The sequence below is a fragment of the Streptomyces sp. MUSC 14 genome, assembly GCF_001866675.1.
In the GTDB taxonomy this organism is placed as follows: domain Bacteria; phylum Actinomycetota; class Actinomycetes; order Streptomycetales; family Streptomycetaceae; genus Streptomyces.
The window spans coordinates 72,579-87,832 of record NZ_MLYN01000051.1; the positions used below are offsets into that span (position 1 = coordinate 72,579).

Annotated in this window: 13 protein-coding genes; 8 read left to right on the forward strand and 5 right to left on the reverse strand. The window is 73.5% G+C overall.

Annotated features, from left to right (window positions below; genetic code table 11):
• Positions 1–105: 105 nt before the first annotated feature.
• The 3 genes from BIV25_RS31100 (at position 106) to polX (ending at position 7,115) form a co-directional block, all read left to right on the forward strand.
• Positions 106–3,969 (forward strand): Pls/PosA family non-ribosomal peptide synthetase, encoded by a 3,864-nt coding sequence (locus BIV25_RS31100; protein WP_071375802.1) that lies wholly within the window; start codon positions 106–108, stop codon positions 3,967–3,969.
• Positions 3,970–4,046: 77 nt separating this feature from the next.
• Positions 4,047–5,384, forward strand: coding sequence for a M1 family metallopeptidase (locus tag BIV25_RS31105; RefSeq protein WP_071375803.1), 1,338 nt, complete (start codon positions 4,047–4,049; stop codon positions 5,382–5,384).
• A 9-nt stretch (positions 5,385–5,393) separates the two neighbouring features.
• Entirely contained in the window at positions 5,394–7,115 is a 1,722-nt protein-coding gene (gene polX, locus BIV25_RS31110) for a DNA polymerase/3'-5' exonuclease PolX (protein WP_071375804.1), read from the forward strand.
• A 9-nt stretch (positions 7,116–7,124) separates the two neighbouring features.
• Here the strand turns inward: polX and BIV25_RS31115 are convergent, their stop codons facing one another.
• Positions 7,125–7,442, reverse strand: a complete 318-nt coding sequence (locus BIV25_RS31115; protein WP_071375805.1) for a dsRBD fold-containing protein — start codon at positions 7,440–7,442, stop codon at positions 7,125–7,127.
• Between the two features lie 93 nt (positions 7,443–7,535).
• Between BIV25_RS31115 and BIV25_RS31120 the strand changes: the two genes are divergently transcribed.
• Positions 7,536–7,910, forward strand: coding sequence for a YchJ family protein (locus BIV25_RS31120; protein ID WP_079176993.1), 375 nt, complete (start codon positions 7,536–7,538; stop codon positions 7,908–7,910).
• A 109-nt stretch (positions 7,911–8,019) separates the two neighbouring features.
• Here BIV25_RS31120 and BIV25_RS31125 read toward each other — a convergent pair whose 3' ends face one another.
• Positions 8,020–8,721, reverse strand: coding sequence for a FadR/GntR family transcriptional regulator (locus BIV25_RS31125; protein WP_071375807.1), 702 nt, complete (start codon positions 8,719–8,721; stop codon positions 8,020–8,022).
• Positions 8,722–8,861: 140 nt separating this feature from the next.
• Here BIV25_RS31125 and BIV25_RS31130 point away from each other — a divergent pair, with 140 nt between their 5' ends.
• From BIV25_RS31130 to BIV25_RS31145, 4 genes are all read left to right on the forward strand, one after another.
• Entirely contained in the window at positions 8,862–9,377 is a 516-nt protein-coding gene (locus tag BIV25_RS31130; protein WP_071375808.1) for a gluconokinase, read from the forward strand.
• A gap of 100 nt (positions 9,378–9,477) precedes the next feature.
• Positions 9,478–10,875 (forward strand): GntP family permease, encoded by a 1,398-nt coding sequence (locus BIV25_RS31135; RefSeq protein WP_071375809.1) that lies wholly within the window; start codon positions 9,478–9,480, stop codon positions 10,873–10,875.
• A gap of 27 nt (positions 10,876–10,902) precedes the next feature.
• Positions 10,903–11,673, forward strand: a complete 771-nt coding sequence (locus BIV25_RS31140) for an SDR family oxidoreductase (RefSeq protein WP_071375810.1) — start codon at positions 10,903–10,905, stop codon at positions 11,671–11,673.
• A gap of 14 nt (positions 11,674–11,687) precedes the next feature.
• Positions 11,688–12,716: an L-idonate 5-dehydrogenase gene (locus BIV25_RS31145; protein WP_071375811.1), complete on the forward strand. Its 1,029-nt coding sequence runs from the start codon at positions 11,688–11,690 to the stop codon at positions 12,714–12,716.
• Positions 12,717–12,743: 27 nt separating this feature from the next.
• Here the strand turns inward: BIV25_RS31145 and BIV25_RS31150 are convergent, their stop codons facing one another.
• The 3 genes from BIV25_RS31150 to BIV25_RS31160 all read right to left on the reverse strand — a co-directional run bounded on the left by BIV25_RS31150 (position 12,744) and on the right by BIV25_RS31160 (position 15,197).
• A complete protein-coding gene (locus tag BIV25_RS31150) occupies positions 12,744–13,370 on the reverse strand; it encodes a cytochrome b/b6 domain-containing protein (RefSeq protein WP_071375812.1) in 627 nt (208 codons plus the stop codon).
• Positions 13,354–14,094 carry a molybdopterin-dependent oxidoreductase gene (locus BIV25_RS31155; RefSeq protein ID WP_071375813.1) on the reverse strand — a complete coding sequence of 247 codons (741 nt, stop codon included), beginning with the start codon at positions 14,092–14,094 and terminating at the stop codon, positions 13,354–13,356. Before BIV25_RS31155 ends, BIV25_RS31150 begins: the two co-directional genes overlap by 17 nt.
• Before the next feature lie 101 nt (positions 14,095–14,195).
• Positions 14,196–15,197: a hypothetical protein gene (locus BIV25_RS31160; RefSeq protein ID WP_071375814.1), complete on the reverse strand. Its 1,002-nt coding sequence runs from the start codon at positions 15,195–15,197 to the stop codon at positions 14,196–14,198.
• Between the last annotated feature and the right edge of the window lie 57 nt (positions 15,198–15,254).

Consider the following 15,254-nt stretch of genomic DNA (forward strand, 5'->3'; position numbering starts at 1 on the left):
CGTCCACCGGTACGGCCCTCCCGAGTGGCCGGAACCGGAGGCGGCTCCTAGCGTCGGAGTAAAATCTTCGGTTTGTGAGTTCAGCCGGACCGACGTGAGGACCCGATGGCAGCCATAGACGAGAGCAGCGCTCTCGGCCTGCTCGACGAAGAGATCCGCACGGAGTTCGGCGACCGGGCCCGCTTCTCGGCCGGGCCAGCCGGGTCGCCGCGCACGCTGGTGGACGTCTTCGACGCGACCGTGCGGGCCCACCCGGACGAGCCCGCGCTGGACGACGGTACGACGTGTCTCAGCTACCGGGCGCTGGCCGGTGAGGTCGAGCGGGTGCGGCGGCGGCTGACCGATGCCGGGGTCGGGCTCGGGGACCGGGTCGGGGTGCGGGTGCCGTCGGGGACCAACGAGCTGTACGTCGCGATTCTCGCCGTGCTCGCCGCCGGTGCCGCCTACGTCCCCGTCGACGCCGAGGACCCGGACGAGCGGGCCGGGTTGGTGTTCGGGGAGGCGGACGTACGGGCGGTCGTCGGGGCCGGGTGCACCGTCAGCATGCAGGGCGGGGCCGCCGACGCCCCCGCCGCGCGGCCCGGGACCGGGCACGACGCGTGGATCATCTTCACCTCCGGGTCGACCGGCAAGCCCAAGGGCGTCGCCGTCTCGCACCGCAGCGCCGCCGCGTTCGTGGACGCCGAGGCGGCCCTGTTCCTCACCGAGGAGCCGATCGGGCCCGGGGACCGGGTGATGGCGGGGCTGTCCGTCGCCTTCGACGCCTCCTGCGAGGAGATGTGGCTGGCCTGGCGGTACGGCGCCTGTCTGGTGCCGGTGCCCCGGTCGCAGGTCAGGAGCGGTGCCGACCTGGGCCCGTGGCTGGTCGAGCAGGAGATCACCGTCGTGTCCACGGTGCCGACGCTGGCCGCGCTGTGGGAGCCCGAGACTCTGAACGACGTACGGCTGCTGATCTTCGGCGGTGAGGCCTGCCCGCCCGAGCTGGCGCAGCGGCTGGTCACCGAGGGGCGCGAGGTGTGGAACACCTACGGGCCGACCGAGGCGACCGTCGTGGCCTGTGCCGCCCTGCTGACCGGCGAGGAGCCGATCCGGATCGGGCTGCCGCTGAACGGCTGGGAGCTGGCCGTCGTCGACGACGGCGGTGAGCCCGTGGCCATGGGCGACAGCGGACAGCTCGTGATCGGCGGGGTCGGGCTCGCGCGCTATCTCGACGCCGGGAAGGACGCGGAGAAGTACGCGCCGCTCGAGTCGCTGGGCTGGGAGCGGGCCTACCGGAGCGGGGACCTGGTCAGGGCCGAGCCCGAGGGGCTGATCTTCCTCGGGCGGGCGGACGAGCAGATCAAGCTCGGCGGGCGGCGGATCGAGCTGGGCGAGGTGGATGCCGCGCTCCAGGCGCTGCCGGGCGTCGCGGGGGCCGCCGCCGCGGTGCGCACCGCCCGCAGCGGCAATCAGCTGCTCGTCGGGTACGTCGTCACGCAGGACGGCTGGGACCACGCGGCCGCCGTCGAGAAGCTGCGGGCCGAGCTGCCCGCCGCGCTCGTACCGCTGCTCGCGCCCGTCGCCGAGCTGCCGACCCGGACGTCCGGGAAGGTGGACCGGAACGCGCTGCCGTGGCCGCTGGAGGGCCTCGAGACGCCCAAGGCGGATCTGTACGGCACCGAGGCCTGGCTCGCCGAGCAGTGGACCGAGGTGCTGGGCATCCCGGTGACCAGTGCCTCCGACGACTTCTTCGCGATCGGCGGCGGCAGCCTCGCCGCCGCCCAGCTCACCACCCGGCTGCGCACCCGCTACCCGAGCGCGGCCGTCCTCGACATCTACCAGCAGCCCACCCTGCGCAAGCTGGCCCGGCGGCTGGAGCAGTCGGCGCAGGATGACGGCGCCGCGCGGACCGTGGCTCCGGTGCCCGTCCGCGCCCAGGTCGTCCAGGTGCTGCTGCTCCTTCCGCTGTTCACGCTGCTCGGGCTGCGCTGGACGCTCGTCCTGGCCGCCGTCGGCACGGTGCTGCCCGGATACGCCTGGCTGCCGACCGCCCCCTGGTGGCTCCTCGCCGCCGGCGGGCTGCTGCTCTTCACCCCGCCCGGCCGGATCGCGCTCGCCGCGGGCGGGGCGCGGCTGCTGCTGCGCGGGCTCGCACCCGGGCGGTATCCGCGCGGCGGGAGCGTGCATCTGCGGCTGTGGGCGGCCGAGCGGCTGGCCGAGTTCAGCGGGGCGACCACGCTGACCGGCTCCTGGCTGGAGCGGTACGCGCGGGCGCTGGGCGCCAAGATCGGGCCGGACGTGGACCTGCACTCGCTGCCGCCGGTGACCGGCATGCTCAGGCTGGGCCGGGGCGCGGCCGTGGAGTCCGAGGTCGACCTGTCCGGGTACTGGCTGGACGGCGACCGGCTGGAGGTCGGCCCGGTCAGGGTCGGCGCGCACGCCACCGTCGGCACCCGCAGCATGCTCTTCCCGGGCGCCCGCGTCGGCAAGCGGGCCGAGGTGGCGCCCGGCTCGGCCGTCGGCCGGCAGGTCCCGACCGGCCAGCGCTGGGCGGGCGCGCCCGCGGTGAAGCTGGGCAAGGCCAAGCGCAACTGGCCGAAGGAGCGCCCGCAGCGGGGCACGTACTGGCGGGTGATGTACGGGCTGACCGGGCTCGCGCTGAGCGCGCTGCCGCTGGTCGCGGGCGTGGCCGCACTGCTGGTCGCCGGGCTGTTCGTGGCGCCGGGCGACTCCGCGGGCCGGGCCCTGCTCGGGGCGGCGCAGGCGCTGGTCCCGGCCACGCTGGCCTACGGGCTGGCGTACGCGCTGCTGATCCTGGTCGTCGTACGGGCGCTGAGCCTCGGCCTGCGCGAGGGCACGCATCCGACGCACAGCCGGATCGGCTGGCAGGCGTGGACCGTGACGCAGCTGATGGACCGCGCACGCGAGACGCTGTTCCCGCTGTACGCCGGGCTGGTCACGCCGGTGTGGCTGCGCCTGCTCGGGATGCGGATCGGGCGGGGCGCCGAGGTGTCGACCGTGCTGGCGCTGCCTAGCCTGACCACCGTCGGCGACGGGGCGTTCCTCGCCGACGACACGCTGACCGCGCCGTACGAGCTGGGCGGCGGCTGGGTGCGGATCGGGCGCGCGGAGATCGGGCGGCGGGCCTTCCTCGGGAACTCGGGGATGACGGCGCCGGGGCGCAGCGTGCCGGACGGCGGGCTGGTCGGGGTGCTGTCGGCGACGCCGAAGAAGGCGAAGAAGGGCACCTCGTATCTGGGGCTGCCGCCGGTGAAGCTGCCGCGCAGCGCCGCCGACGGGGACCAGAGCCGTACGTACGAGCCGCCCGCGCGGCTGCTGTGGGCGCGGGCGCTGGTGGAGCTGTGCCGGTTCGTGCCGGTGCTGTGCTCGGCGGCGCTGGCCGCGGCGACGGTGGCAGCGCTGTGCGCGCTGGGTGTGTGGGCGTGGGCGCTGTCGGGCGTGGTGCTGCTGGTGGCCGGTGGCGTCGCGGCCCTCGTGTCGGTCGTCGCGAAGTGGGCGCTGGTGGGGCGGCACCGCACCGGTGAGCATCCGCTGTGGAGCTCCTTCGTGTGGCGAGACGAGCTGGCGGACACGTTCGTCGAGGTGCTGGCGGTGCCGTGGCTGGCCGGTTCCGTGCCGGGGACGCCGGTGATGACGGCGTGGCTGCGCGGGCTCGGGGCGCGCATCGGCCGGGGTGTGTGGGTGGAGAGCTACTGGCTGCCGGAGGCGGACCTGGTGACGCTGGAGGACGCCGCCACCGTCAATCGCGGCTGTGTGCTCCAGACGCACCTCTTCCATGACCGGATCTTGCGGACGGATACTGTGGTTCTCCGTGAGGGCGCCACACTGGGTCCTGGCGGGATCGTGCTGCCCGGCAGCACGGTCGGGGCCCGTACGACCCTGGGTCCCGCGTCGCTCGTCATGGCCGCGGAGTCCGTCCCGGACGACACCCGCTGGCTCGGCAATCCGATCGAGGCATGGCGTCCGTGAGCGTGGGCCTCTCGGCGTCGGTGAGCGGTGCGCCGGCGGAGCGGAGTGGTGGCACAGCGCAGGGAGCGGACACAGCAGTGGCAGTTCAGCAGTCGGCCGGCCCGGACCCGTACTTTCCCGACAACGGTGACGCACGGTACCGGGTGCATCGCTACGAGCTGGCGCTGGACTACCGGCCCGGCCCCAACCGGCTGGCCGGCACGGCCCGGATCAACGCCATCGCGGGCCGGGCGGCGCTGACCGAGTTCCAGCTCAACCTGGCCGACTTCAGGATCGGCCGGCTCCGGGTGGACGGCCGCCAGCCGCACTGGACGCACCGCGGCGGCCGGCTGCGGATCAGGCCGGCCAAGGCGATCCGGGCCGGGGCCGCGTTCACCGTCGAGGTGCACTGGTCCGGCAACCCGAAGCCGGTGAACAGCCCCTGGGGCGGGATCGGCTGGGAGGAGCTGGCGGACGGGGCGCTGGTGGCGAGCCAGCCGACCGGGGCGCCGTCCTGGTACCCGTGCAACGACCGGCCCGCCGACAAGGCGTCGTACCAGATCTCGGTGACGACGCCGTCGGCGTACGCGGTGGTCGCGGGCGGGCGGCTGCTGACCCGGACGACGAAGGCGTCCACGACCACGTGGGTGTACGAGCAGTCCGCGCCCACGTCCAGCTATCTCGTGGGCCTCGCGATCGGCAAGTTCCAGACGGTGCTGCTGGGCGATCCGGGTCCGGGCGGGGTGCCGCAGCACGGGCACATCCCGGCGCATCTGCTCCCGGAGTTCTCCCGGGACTTCGCGCGCCAGCCCGCGATGATGGAGCTGTTCCAGGAGCTGTTCGGGCCGTACCCGTTCGACGAGTACGCGGTCGCGGTGACCGAGGAGGAGCTCGATGTGCCCGTCGAGGCACAGGGGTTGTCGCTGTTCGGCGCCAACCACGTGGACGGCGCCCGCGGTTCGGAGCGGCTGGTGGCGCACGAACTGGCGCACCAGTGGTTCGGCAACTGCGTGTCCGTCGCGGACTGGCGGCACATCTGGCTGAACGAGGGCTTCGCCAAGTACGCGGAATGGCTGTGGTCCGAGCGCTCGGGCGGCCGAAGCGCCCAGCAACTGGCGGCCACGGCCCACCAGTTGCTCACCACGCTGCCGCAGGATCTGCGGCTGGCCGATCCGGGGCGCCGGTCGCTGTTCGACGACCGGGTCTACGAGCGGGGCGGTCTGACCCTGCACGCGGTGCGCTGTGCGCTGGGCGACGAGGCGTTCTTCCGGATGCTGCGCGACTGGGTGCGGCTGCACCGCAGCGGCACGGTGACGACGGCCGCGTTCGCCGAGCACGTGGCCCGCTTCGCGGACGCCCCCACGGCCGGGCTGTTCGAGGCGTGGGTGTACGGGGCGAAGCTGCCGCCGCTGCCGGTCCTGGGGCTCGCTCCCTAGACTTGAAGGGTGGCCCGGCCCAACGAGGAGGTCGAGGCGCTCCTGCGGGAGTACGCGGACCTCATCGCGATCACGGGAGGCGACGCCTTCAAGGCGCGCGCCTACGAGAAGGCCGCGCGTGCCATCGGCGGGTATCCGGCGGACGTCGCCACGCTGGACCCCGCCGGCCTGCGGGAGATCCCGCACGTGGGCCGGTCCATCGCCGAGAAGGTCGCCGAGTACCTGCGCACGGGGAAGATGGCCGTCGTCGAGGAGCGCCGGGCGAAGATCCCGGCCGGGGTCCGGGAGCTGACCACGATCCCCGGCCTGGGCCCGAAGAAGGCGCTCGCGCTCTACGAGGGGCTGCACATCGCGTCGGTGAGCGAGCTGGCCGCGGCGATCGAGGCGGACGCGCTGGCCGATCTGAAGGGCTTCGGCGAGAAGACGCAGGACAACATCCGGCACGGCATCGAGCTGCTGCGGCGGGCGGGCGCCCGGGTGCCGCTGTCGGTGGCGCTGGAGACGGCCGAGGAGATCGTCGCCGAGCTGTCCGGGGTGACCGGGTGCAGGCGCTGCGCGTACGCCGGTTCGCTGCGCCGGATGCGCGAGACCGTCGGCGACCTGGACGTCCTGGTCGCGGCGAAGCGGTCGGAGCCGTTCATGGCGGCGCTGTGCGCGTGGCCAGCCACGGCCGAGGTGATCGCGCGGGGCACGAAGAAGACGTCGGTGCGCACCGCGAAGGGGCTCCAGGTGGACCTGCGGGTGGTGCCGCCGGAGTCGTGGGGTGCCGCGCTGCAGTACTTCACCGGTTCCAAGGCCCACAACATCCGTACCCGGACCATCGCCGTGCACCAGGGGCTGAAGCTGTCCGAGTACGGACTGTTCGACGCGGAGAGCGGTGAGTCGCTGGCCTCCCGTACCGAGGAGGAGGTGTACGCCCGGCTGGGGCTGCCCTGGATACCGCCGACGCTGCGGGAGGACCGCGGGGAGATCGAGGCGGGCCTGCACGGCGAGCTGCCCGAGGTGGTGACCGAGCAGGACGTCCGCGGTGACCTGCACACCCACACCGACCTCACCGACGGGCTTGCCCCGCTGGAGGAGATGGTGGCGGCGGCCGCGGCGCGCGGCTACGCGTACTACGCGGTCACCGACCACGCGCCCGGCCTGTCCATGCAGCGCATGACCGACGAGAAGGTCCTCGCCCAGCGGGAGCGGATACGCGAACTGGACGGCGGTCCACGGAAGTTGCGGCTGCTGCACGGCACGGAGCTGAACATCGGGCCGGACGGCGCGGTGGACTGGCCGGACGAGTTCCTGGCGGGCTTCGACCTGTGCGTGGCCTCGCTGCACTCGCACTTCGACCTGGGCCGCGGGGCGATGACGAAGCGGCTGGTGCGGGCCGTCGAGAACCGTCACGTGAACATCCTCGGGCACCCCACGACCCGGCTGCTCGGCCGCAGGCCCGGGGTGGACGCCGACTGGGACGAGGTGTTCGCGGCGTGCGCGCGCACCGGCACCGCGCTGGAGGTCAACGCCCAGCCGGACCGGCTGGACCTCGGGGACGAGGGCATCCTGCGCGCCCGTGAGCACGGGGTGCGGTTCGCCGTGAACACCGACGCGCACGCCGTCCCGCATCTCGCCGCGTTGCGCTACGGCATCGGCACCGCGCAGCGCGGCTGGCTCACCCGTGACGACGTGATCAACACGTGGCCGCTGACGAAGCTGCGGACGTTCCTGCGCAAGGGGCGCTGAGCGGCGGCCTCACTCCCATTCCCGGTCCATCCACAGCGGCGACGGGCCCTCGATGTCGGCCGCGCCGACGTCCTTCATGTCCCCGTCGGCGGCGCGCAGCAGGATCCGGCCCATGGCGATCAGCGCCCGCCCGGCGGCGAGTTCGTCGCCGATCTCGGGTACCTCGGGGTCGTACGGGCTGCGGCGGGCCTCCGCGCGGCTCTCCAGCACGTTGTCCCCGGTGTCCAGCACGATCCGGGCCGTGGTGTCCGGGTCGTGCTCGGACAGATACAGGTTCAGCCGCCACTCCTTGACGGCCGGGGGACGGCCTCGCATGGGATCGGTCATCGTCCGCCTCGCCTCCCTGCACCGCGCGTCGCCCTTCCACTGTGCACCCGACCCGCGGCGGCCGCCTCTCCTCGGCCGGGCAGAATAGGGCCCATGACCTCGCGCACCTGCCCCTGTGGACTCCCCCGGTCCTACGACGCCTGCTGCGGCCGCTTCCATCAGCAAGGTGCCGGCGCGCCGACGGCCGAGGCGCTGATGCGGTCGCGGTACAGCGCGTTCGTGAAGGGGGACACGGGGTATCTCCTGCGCACCTGGCATCCACGGACCCGGCCGGAGCGGCTGGAGCTGGATCCGCGGATGCGGTGGACGGGGCTGGAGATCGTGGACAGCACCGACGGGTCCGCGTTCCACACGACGGGCACCGTGACGTTCCGCGCCTCCTACCGGGGCGGTGCGCTGCACGAGCGCAGCCGTTTCGAGCGGGTCGACGGGGCGTGGGTGTACGTGGACGGGGAGTTCCTGGACTGAGCCGGACCGCCCGGCTGGGGGTGTCGTCCGGACCAGGTCGGCCGTGAGGAACGGCGCCTGCCGACCGACCCCAGACCCCGCGACGCTGGCATGATCCAGACGACGCCCCCTAGGGCGCCAGGACGTCCAGTTCCTGGAGGGCGCCCACGGTGATCTGCCGGGTCAGTTCCTCCGCGCGGGCCGCGTCGCCCTCGCGGACCGCCTCCGCGACCTGCACGTGCAGGGTGACGGCCGCCGGGTCGGGGTCCTCGAACATGACCTCGTGATGGGTGCGCCCGGCCAGCACCTCCGCGACGACGTCGCCGAGGCGGGCGAACATCTCGTTGCCCGAGGCCGTGAGGATCACGCGGTGGAAGGCCATGTCGTGGATCAGGTACCCCACCAGCTGGTGGCCGCGTGAGTTGGCCACCATGCCGAGCGCGCACTCGGTGAGTTCGGCGCACTGCCCGGCCGTCGCGTGCCGCGCCGCGAGGCCCGCCGCGACGGGTTCGACCGCGGAGCGCAGCACGGTCAGCGAGCGCAGCTGGTGCGGGCGGTCGGCGCCCGCGAGGCGCCAGCGGATGACCTGCGGGTCGTAGACGTTCCACTCGCACTTGGCGCGGACGATGACGCCCACCCGGCGGCGGGACTCGACCAGGTGCATCGATTCGAGCACACGGACCGCCTCGCGCATCACGGAGCGTGACACCTCGAAGTGCTGGGCGAGTTCGTCCGTCCGCAGGACGCTGCCCGGGGGGTACTCGCCCCCGGTGATGGCGGGTCCGAGGGAGTCCAGTACATGGCCGTGCAACCCCCGGCCCGGTGTGCTCATGCACTCAGCGTACGGCCTGGATCACCGAGGGAAAAAGTCAGACTTATATGTCACACACTCTTGAATTCGTCGTACCTAATGAGTTTCAGTGTGGCGACGCCGATGTGGCGTCGGATGTCGAGGAAGACAGCGAGGCAGTAATGCGTACCCCCCAGGTCGTCGTCGTGATGGGCGTCGCGGGGACGGGCAAGACCACCATCGGTCCCTTGCTCGCCGCGCGGCTGGGCGTTCCGTACGCCGAGGGCGACGACTTCCATCCGCCGGCCAACATCGCCAAGATGTCGGCCGGGACCCCGCTGGACGACGCCGACCGGTGGCCGTGGCTGGACGCCATCGGGCACTGGGCGCACGGGCGGGCCGGACTGGGCGGGGTGGTCAGCAGCTCGGCGCTGAAGCGGTCGTACCGCGACCGGCTTCGGGCCGCCGCCCCCGGGATCGTCTTCGTGCACCTCACGGGCGACCGGAGGCTCATCGAGGACCGGATGGGCCACCGCCAGGGGCACTTCATGCCGACCGCGCTGCTGGACTCGCAGTTCGCCACGCTCCAGCCCCTGGAGCCGGACGAGGCCGGTGTCGCCGTGGACGTCAGCGGCGGCCCCGAGGAGATCACCGAGCGCGCCGTACAGGCGCTGGCCGCCCTCCCGGCCGCCGCGTGACGCCCGCGTTACCCACGCCTTCGCGTGGCCCCCGCATCCGTGCAACCCCCGCCCCGGCGGGACACCCCCGACAAGTCCCCGTAACCGCAAGGGAACCCCCGTGACCAGACTCAGTGTCGAGATGCTGGCAGCGGACGCGCCTCCGCCGATCACCTCCGCAGGCCACGCCCAGCTGGGCATCGCCGTCCTGGTGGGCATCGCCGTGATCGTCCTGCTCATCACCAAGTTCAAGCTCCACGCCTTCCTGGCGCTGACCGTCGGGTCGCTGGCGCTCGGGGCCGCCGCCGGGGCGCCGCTCGACAAGACGATCACCAGCTTCACCACCGGGCTCGGCTCCACGGTGGCCAGTGTGGGTGTCCTGATCGCGCTCGGGGCGATCCTGGGCAAGCTGCTGGCCGACTCCGGCGGCGCCGACCAGATCGTCGACACGATCCTCGCCAAGGCGGGCGGGCGCGCGATGCCGTGGGCGATGGTGCTCATCGCCTCCGTGGTCGGTCTGCCGCTGTTCTTCGAGATCGGCATCGTGCTGCTGATCCCGGTCGTGCTGATGGTCGCCAAGCGCGGCAACTACTCCCTGATGCGCATCGGCATCCCGGCCCTGGCCGGTCTGTCCGTGATGCACGGCCTGATCCCGCCGCACCCCGGCCCGCTGGTCGCGATCGACGCGGTCAAGGCCAACCTGGGCGTGACCCTGGCGCTCGGCATCGTGGTCGCGATCCCGACGGTGATCATCGCCGGTCCGCTGTTCTCGAAGGTCGCGGCCCGCTGGGTGGACGTCCAGGCGCCCGACCGCATGCTGCCGCAGCGCCCCTCGGAGGAGCTGGAGAGGCGCCCCGGCTTCGGCGCGACGCTCGCCACCGTGCTGCTGCCCGTCGTGCTGATGCTGGCCAAGGCGCTGGTGGACATCGTCGTGGACGATCCGGCGAACCACACCCAGCGCGTCTTCGACGTCGTCGGCTCCCCGCTGATCGCCCTGCTGGCCGCGGTGATCGTCGGGTTCTTCACGCTGGGCCGGCCCGCCGGGTTCAGCAGGGAACGGCTCCAGCAGACGGTCGAGAAGGGCCTGATGCCGATCGCCGGGATCCTGCTGATCGTCGGCGCGGGCGGCGGCTTCAAGCAGACGCTGATCGACTCCGGGGTGGGCCAGATGATCCTGGACATCTCCAAGGACTGGTCGATCCCGGCGCTCCTGCTGGCCTGGCTGATCGCGGTCGTGATCCGGCTGGCGACGGGTTCGGCGACGGTCGCGACCGTGTCGGCGGCGGGGCTCGCGGCTCCGCTGGCGGCCGGCATGTCGACCACCCACACCGCCCTGCTGGTCCTCGCCATCGGCGCCGGCTCGCTCTTCTTCAGCCATGTCAACGACGCCGGCTTCTGGCTGGTGAAGGAGTACTTCGGGCTGGACGTCGGGCAGACCGTCAAGACCTGGTCGGCCATGGAGACGATCCTCTCGGTGGTGGCCGGCGGCCTGGTCCTGCTGCTCTCACTGATCATCTAGGGACACGACCCGGACAGGGGTACGGCGATGACGGCTCACCCGCTCTTCGACATCAGCGGCCGTACGGCCCTGGTCACCGGTTCCGGCCGCGGCATCGGTCTCGCCCTCGCCCGGGGCCTGGCCGAGGCCGGCTGCGCGGTCGTCCTCAACGGGCGCGACGCCGGCCGCCTCACGGAAGCGGCGGCGCAGTTGCCCGGGGACCGGGACCGGATCCGCACGGCGGTGTTCGACGTGACCGACGGCGCATCCGTGGCCGCCGGGATCGCGGACATCGAGGAGCGGGTGGGCCCGCTCGACATCCTGGTGAACAACGCGGGCATGCAACTGCGCGCCCCCTTGCTGGAGTTCGCGGACGCCGACTGGCACCGCATCCTGGACACCAACCTCACCAGCGCGTTCCTCGTCGGACGCGAGGCCGCCCGGCGGATGACGGCACGCGGCCACGGCAAGATCATCAACATCTGTTCGCTGCAGAGCGAGGTCGTCCGCCCCGGCATCGCGCCGTACGCGGCGACCAAGGGCGCGCTGAAGATGCTCACCAAGGGCATGTGCGCGGACTGGGGGCCCTGCGGTGTCCAGGTCAACGGGCTCGGTCCGGGCTACATCGAGACCGAGCTGACCCGGCCCCTGGTGGACGACGAGGAGTTCGGCGCGTGGGTGCGCCGGCGCACCCCGGCCGGCCGCTGGGGCCGCACGGAGGACCTGGTGGGCGGTGTGCTCTTCCTGGCCTCGCCCGCGGCCGACTTCGTCAGCGGGCAGATCCTGTACGTCGACGGCGGCATGACGAGCGTGCTCTGAGAGGGGCCACGGAGATGCTGGGCTGCGTGATCCACGGTGCGGGCGACCTGCGGGTCGCGGAGCTGCCGGTACCCGTCCCCGGGCCCGGCGAGGCCCTGGTCGCCGTCCGCTACGGCGGCATCTGCGGCTCCGATCTGCACTACTGGCGCCACGGCGGGGTCGGTGACTTCCGGCTCCGGGAGCCGATGGTGCTCGGGCACGAGGTGGCGGGCACCGTGGTGTCCTACGGCGCCGGGGCCACGGGTCCCGCGCCGGGTACGACGGTCGCCGTGCACCCCGCCACCCCGTGCGGGCGCTGTCCGGAGTGTGCGGACGGGCGGGCGGGCGTCTGCCGGGACACCCGGTACCTGGGCAGCGCGGCCCGCCTTCCGCATGTCCAGGGCGGGTTCGCGGCCCGAGTGGCCGTTCCCGCCGAGCAGTTGAGGGAACTTCCCGAGGGGCTCGGGCTGCGCCGGGCCGCGCTCGCGGAGCCGCTGGCGGTGGCACTGCACGCGGTCCGGCGGGCCGGGGACGTCACGGGCCGGCATGTGCTGGTGACCGGGGCGGGGCCGATCGGGTGCCTGGTGGTCGCGGCGGCGAAGGCGGCCGGCGCGGCACGGGTGACGGTGACCGACCTGCTGCCCAAGGCGCTGCGGTACGCGGCCGTCGCCGGAGCCGACACGCTCGTGCGGGCCGACGACCCGGACGACGCCGGATGGCCGGACGGGACGCACGAGGCGGACGCGGCCGTCGAGGCGTCGGGGGTCGCGGCCGGACTGGACACCTGTCTGCGGCACGTACGGCGCGGGGGCGTGGTCGTCCAGCTCGGGATGCTGCCGCCGGGCCGCAGCCCGTTCGCCGGGAACCTGCTGGTGAGCCGGGAGATCGAGCTGCGGGGCTCGTTCCGCTTCGGTGCCGGGTTCGACGACGCCCTCCGCCTGCTGGCCGCGCGCGGCGCGTTCGACGGGCTGATCAGCCGCGTGGTTCCGGTACGGGACGCCGCCGCCGCTTTCGAACTGGCCGCCGACCGGAACCGGTCCTGCAAGGTGCTGCTGGAGTTCTGAGCAGCCGCGTTCCGCGCAGGAACCGGTTCACGGGCGCCACAGCGGGTGTTCCCGCTTCGCCCAGTCCCGGCTCACCGTCCCCGTGCGCAGGCCCCGTCGCGCCTCCGGGTCGCCCAGGGCCATGCCGATGTGGCCCGCCAGGACCACGCCGATCGTCAGGGCCAGCCAGTCGTGGACGAAGGTGGCCGAGGTGCGCCACATCAGCGGGGCGAGGTGGGTGAACCACATCAGCAGCCCGGTGCCGAGCATGACCAGCGTGGCGCCGGCGATCCAGGCAGCGTAGACCTTCTGGCCGGCGTTGAACTTGCCGGCCGGGCGGGAGGACCGGCGCTTGTCCCGCAGCAGCGCCGCACGCAGCCACATCCGGTCGTGCGGGCCGAAGCGGTTGAGGAAACGCAGGTCGCGGCGGAAGGCGCGGGAGGCGAGACCGAGCAGGACCGGCACCGGCAGGGCGAGGCCCGCGCACTCGTGGACCCGGACGACCAGTTCCCGGCGGCCGACCAGGATCGCCAGCTGCGGGATGTAGAGGATCGCCGCCGTCACCACGCACACGCCCATCAGGGCGGCCGTGACGCGATGCACCCAGCGTTCGGCCGGGGTGAAGCGGTGGACGCGGGCGGCCGGCGGGGCGGGGGTGTCAGCTCGTAGGGGCATCGGTCCGTCCGTTCGACTTGCCGACCCAGGCGTCGACGTCGTAGCCGAGGTTCTCCCAGTAGCCGGGCTGGACATGGTCGGTGACCGTGATGCCGGAGAGCCACTTGGCGGACTTGTAGAAGTACATGGGGGCGACGTAGAGGCGGACCGGGCCGCCGTGGTCGTGGCCGATGTCCTTGTCCTGCATGCGCAGCGCGACCAGGATGTCCGGGCGGCGGGCCTGGTCGAGGGTGAGGCTCTCGGTGTAGGTGCCGTCGAAGCAGGTGAAGCGGATCGCCTTCGCGGCGGAGCGGACCCCCGCCGCGTCCAGCAGGTCGGCGAGGCGGACGCCCTCGAAGGGGGTGCCCGGCACCCGCCAGCCGGTGACGCACTGGACGTCCTTGACCAGCCGGGTCTGCGGCAGGGCGCGCAGGTCGGACAGGGTGTAGGCGCGCGGGTGGTCCACCAGGCCGTCGATCGTCAGCCGGTAGTTCGCGACCGTCCTGTTCGGCACCGACGCGGCGACCGAGTAGTAGCGGAAGCCGCCGCCGTTGGGCAGCAGGCCGGTCAGGCCCGTGGGGTCCTTGCCGGCGACGGCGCCGAGGAAGCCCTCCATGCCGCGCTGGAGCGTGGGCGCGGCGACCACGCCGAGCGCGCCCAGGCCGAGGGTGCCGAGGAAGACACGGCGGCCGACGGGCGTGCCGCCCCGCTCGCCGTGCTGCTCCTCGGATTGTTCAGAGTTCACGTTTTCATTCGAGCACTCGGGGCTGTGGGGAGCCAGGGAATCGGGTCACCGGTCAGACTTCTGTAATCACTTCTTACGTACGTCTCGGAAACCCGTACGGTTCAGCGGACCGTGCCGTTCAGCGCGCGGGCGCGGGCCTCGCGGAAGGAGGCGCGCGGGTCGCGGTGCGCGTAGGACCAGGGCGCCCGGGTGGCGTGCCGGCCGATGCGCTGGAAGAGGGCCGCCGCCTCGGCGGGGCGGCCGGCGCAGGACAGCGCGAAGGCGAGGTGGTTGAGGTCGACGTGGCGGCGGGGGTGTTCGTCGTGCTCCCACTCCAGCCACCAGTCGAAGCAGGCGCGCAGGATCCGGCGGGCCCGGGGGCCGGACCAGTGCCCGGAGGCGGCCGGGTCGGCGGGGGCCAGGCCGGTGGCGGCGAGGACGCGGTAGCGCTCGGCGTAGGCGACGACCGGCAGGACGGCGAGCGGCGAGTCGGCCGGGGCCTCGGCGGCGGCCAGCTCGGCCAGGTCGTACACCTCGTGGGTCTCGGCGCCCCGGCCGCCCGCGGGCCGTTCGGCGAGCCGGGCGAGGAGCAGGTGGTGGGCGTGGTGGTGCTCGGGGTGGCGGCGGCGCAGCTCGGCGAAGACGGCGAGCACCTCGCGCTCCGGGCCGAGGGTGCGGGCCAGCCGGAGCAGGCCGAGCCAGGGGGTGGGGTCGGCGGGGGCGAGCGCGGCGGCCGCGGCGCAGGCCTCGCGGGCCCGGTCGGGGTCCTCCTTGCCGCGCAGGGCGCGGTGGACCTGGGCGAGGGCGGTCAGCGCGGCGGCGTCGGCGGACTCGGGCTCGGCGAGCTGCCAGTCCCGGGCCCAGGCGACGGCGTACGGCTCGGCGGCGAGCACGGTGAGGCGGTGGCCCCGGCGGTCCCAGTCGTCGCCCGTGTGCAGCAGCAGGGAGCGGGCGGCCTGCCTGCGGCCCTGGGCCGACGCCGCGCGCGCGGTGAGCAGTTCACCGTCGTCCAGGGCGTCGTCATAGGCCCCCGCGGTGGCCTGGGCGGAGTCGTCCGGGGCGGTGTCGCCGGACTGGTCCGTGGGGGCCCGGCCCGCGCCGAGCAGAGGGAGAGGAGGGGGCACCGCGGAACTTCCTGTTTCTCGGGCTGCCATCGACCGATCACGCACAGCAAACCCTCA

Coding starts and splice junctions, on each gene's coding strand:
- BIV25_RS31115 (WP_071375805.1), bottom strand. CDS start 7,442: ATGACCGATCCCATGCGAGGCCGTCCCCCGGCCGTCAAGGAGTGGCGG.
- BIV25_RS31130 (WP_071375808.1), top strand. CDS start 8,862: ATGCGTACCCCCCAGGTCGTCGTCGTGATGGGCGTCGCGGGGACGGGC.
- BIV25_RS31150 (WP_071375812.1), bottom strand. CDS start 13,370: ATGCCCCTACGAGCTGACACCCCCGCCCCGCCGGCCGCCCGCGTCCAC.
- BIV25_RS31125 (WP_071375807.1), bottom strand. CDS start 8,721: ATGAGCACACCGGGCCGGGGGTTGCACGGCCATGTACTGGACTCCCTC.
- BIV25_RS31100 (WP_071375802.1), top strand. CDS start 106: ATGGCAGCCATAGACGAGAGCAGCGCTCTCGGCCTGCTCGACGAAGAG.
- BIV25_RS31140 (WP_071375810.1), top strand. CDS start 10,903: ATGACGGCTCACCCGCTCTTCGACATCAGCGGCCGTACGGCCCTGGTC.
- BIV25_RS31120 (WP_079176993.1), top strand. CDS start 7,536: ATGACCTCGCGCACCTGCCCCTGTGGACTCCCCCGGTCCTACGACGCC.
- BIV25_RS31145 (WP_071375811.1), top strand. CDS start 11,688: ATGCTGGGCTGCGTGATCCACGGTGCGGGCGACCTGCGGGTCGCGGAG.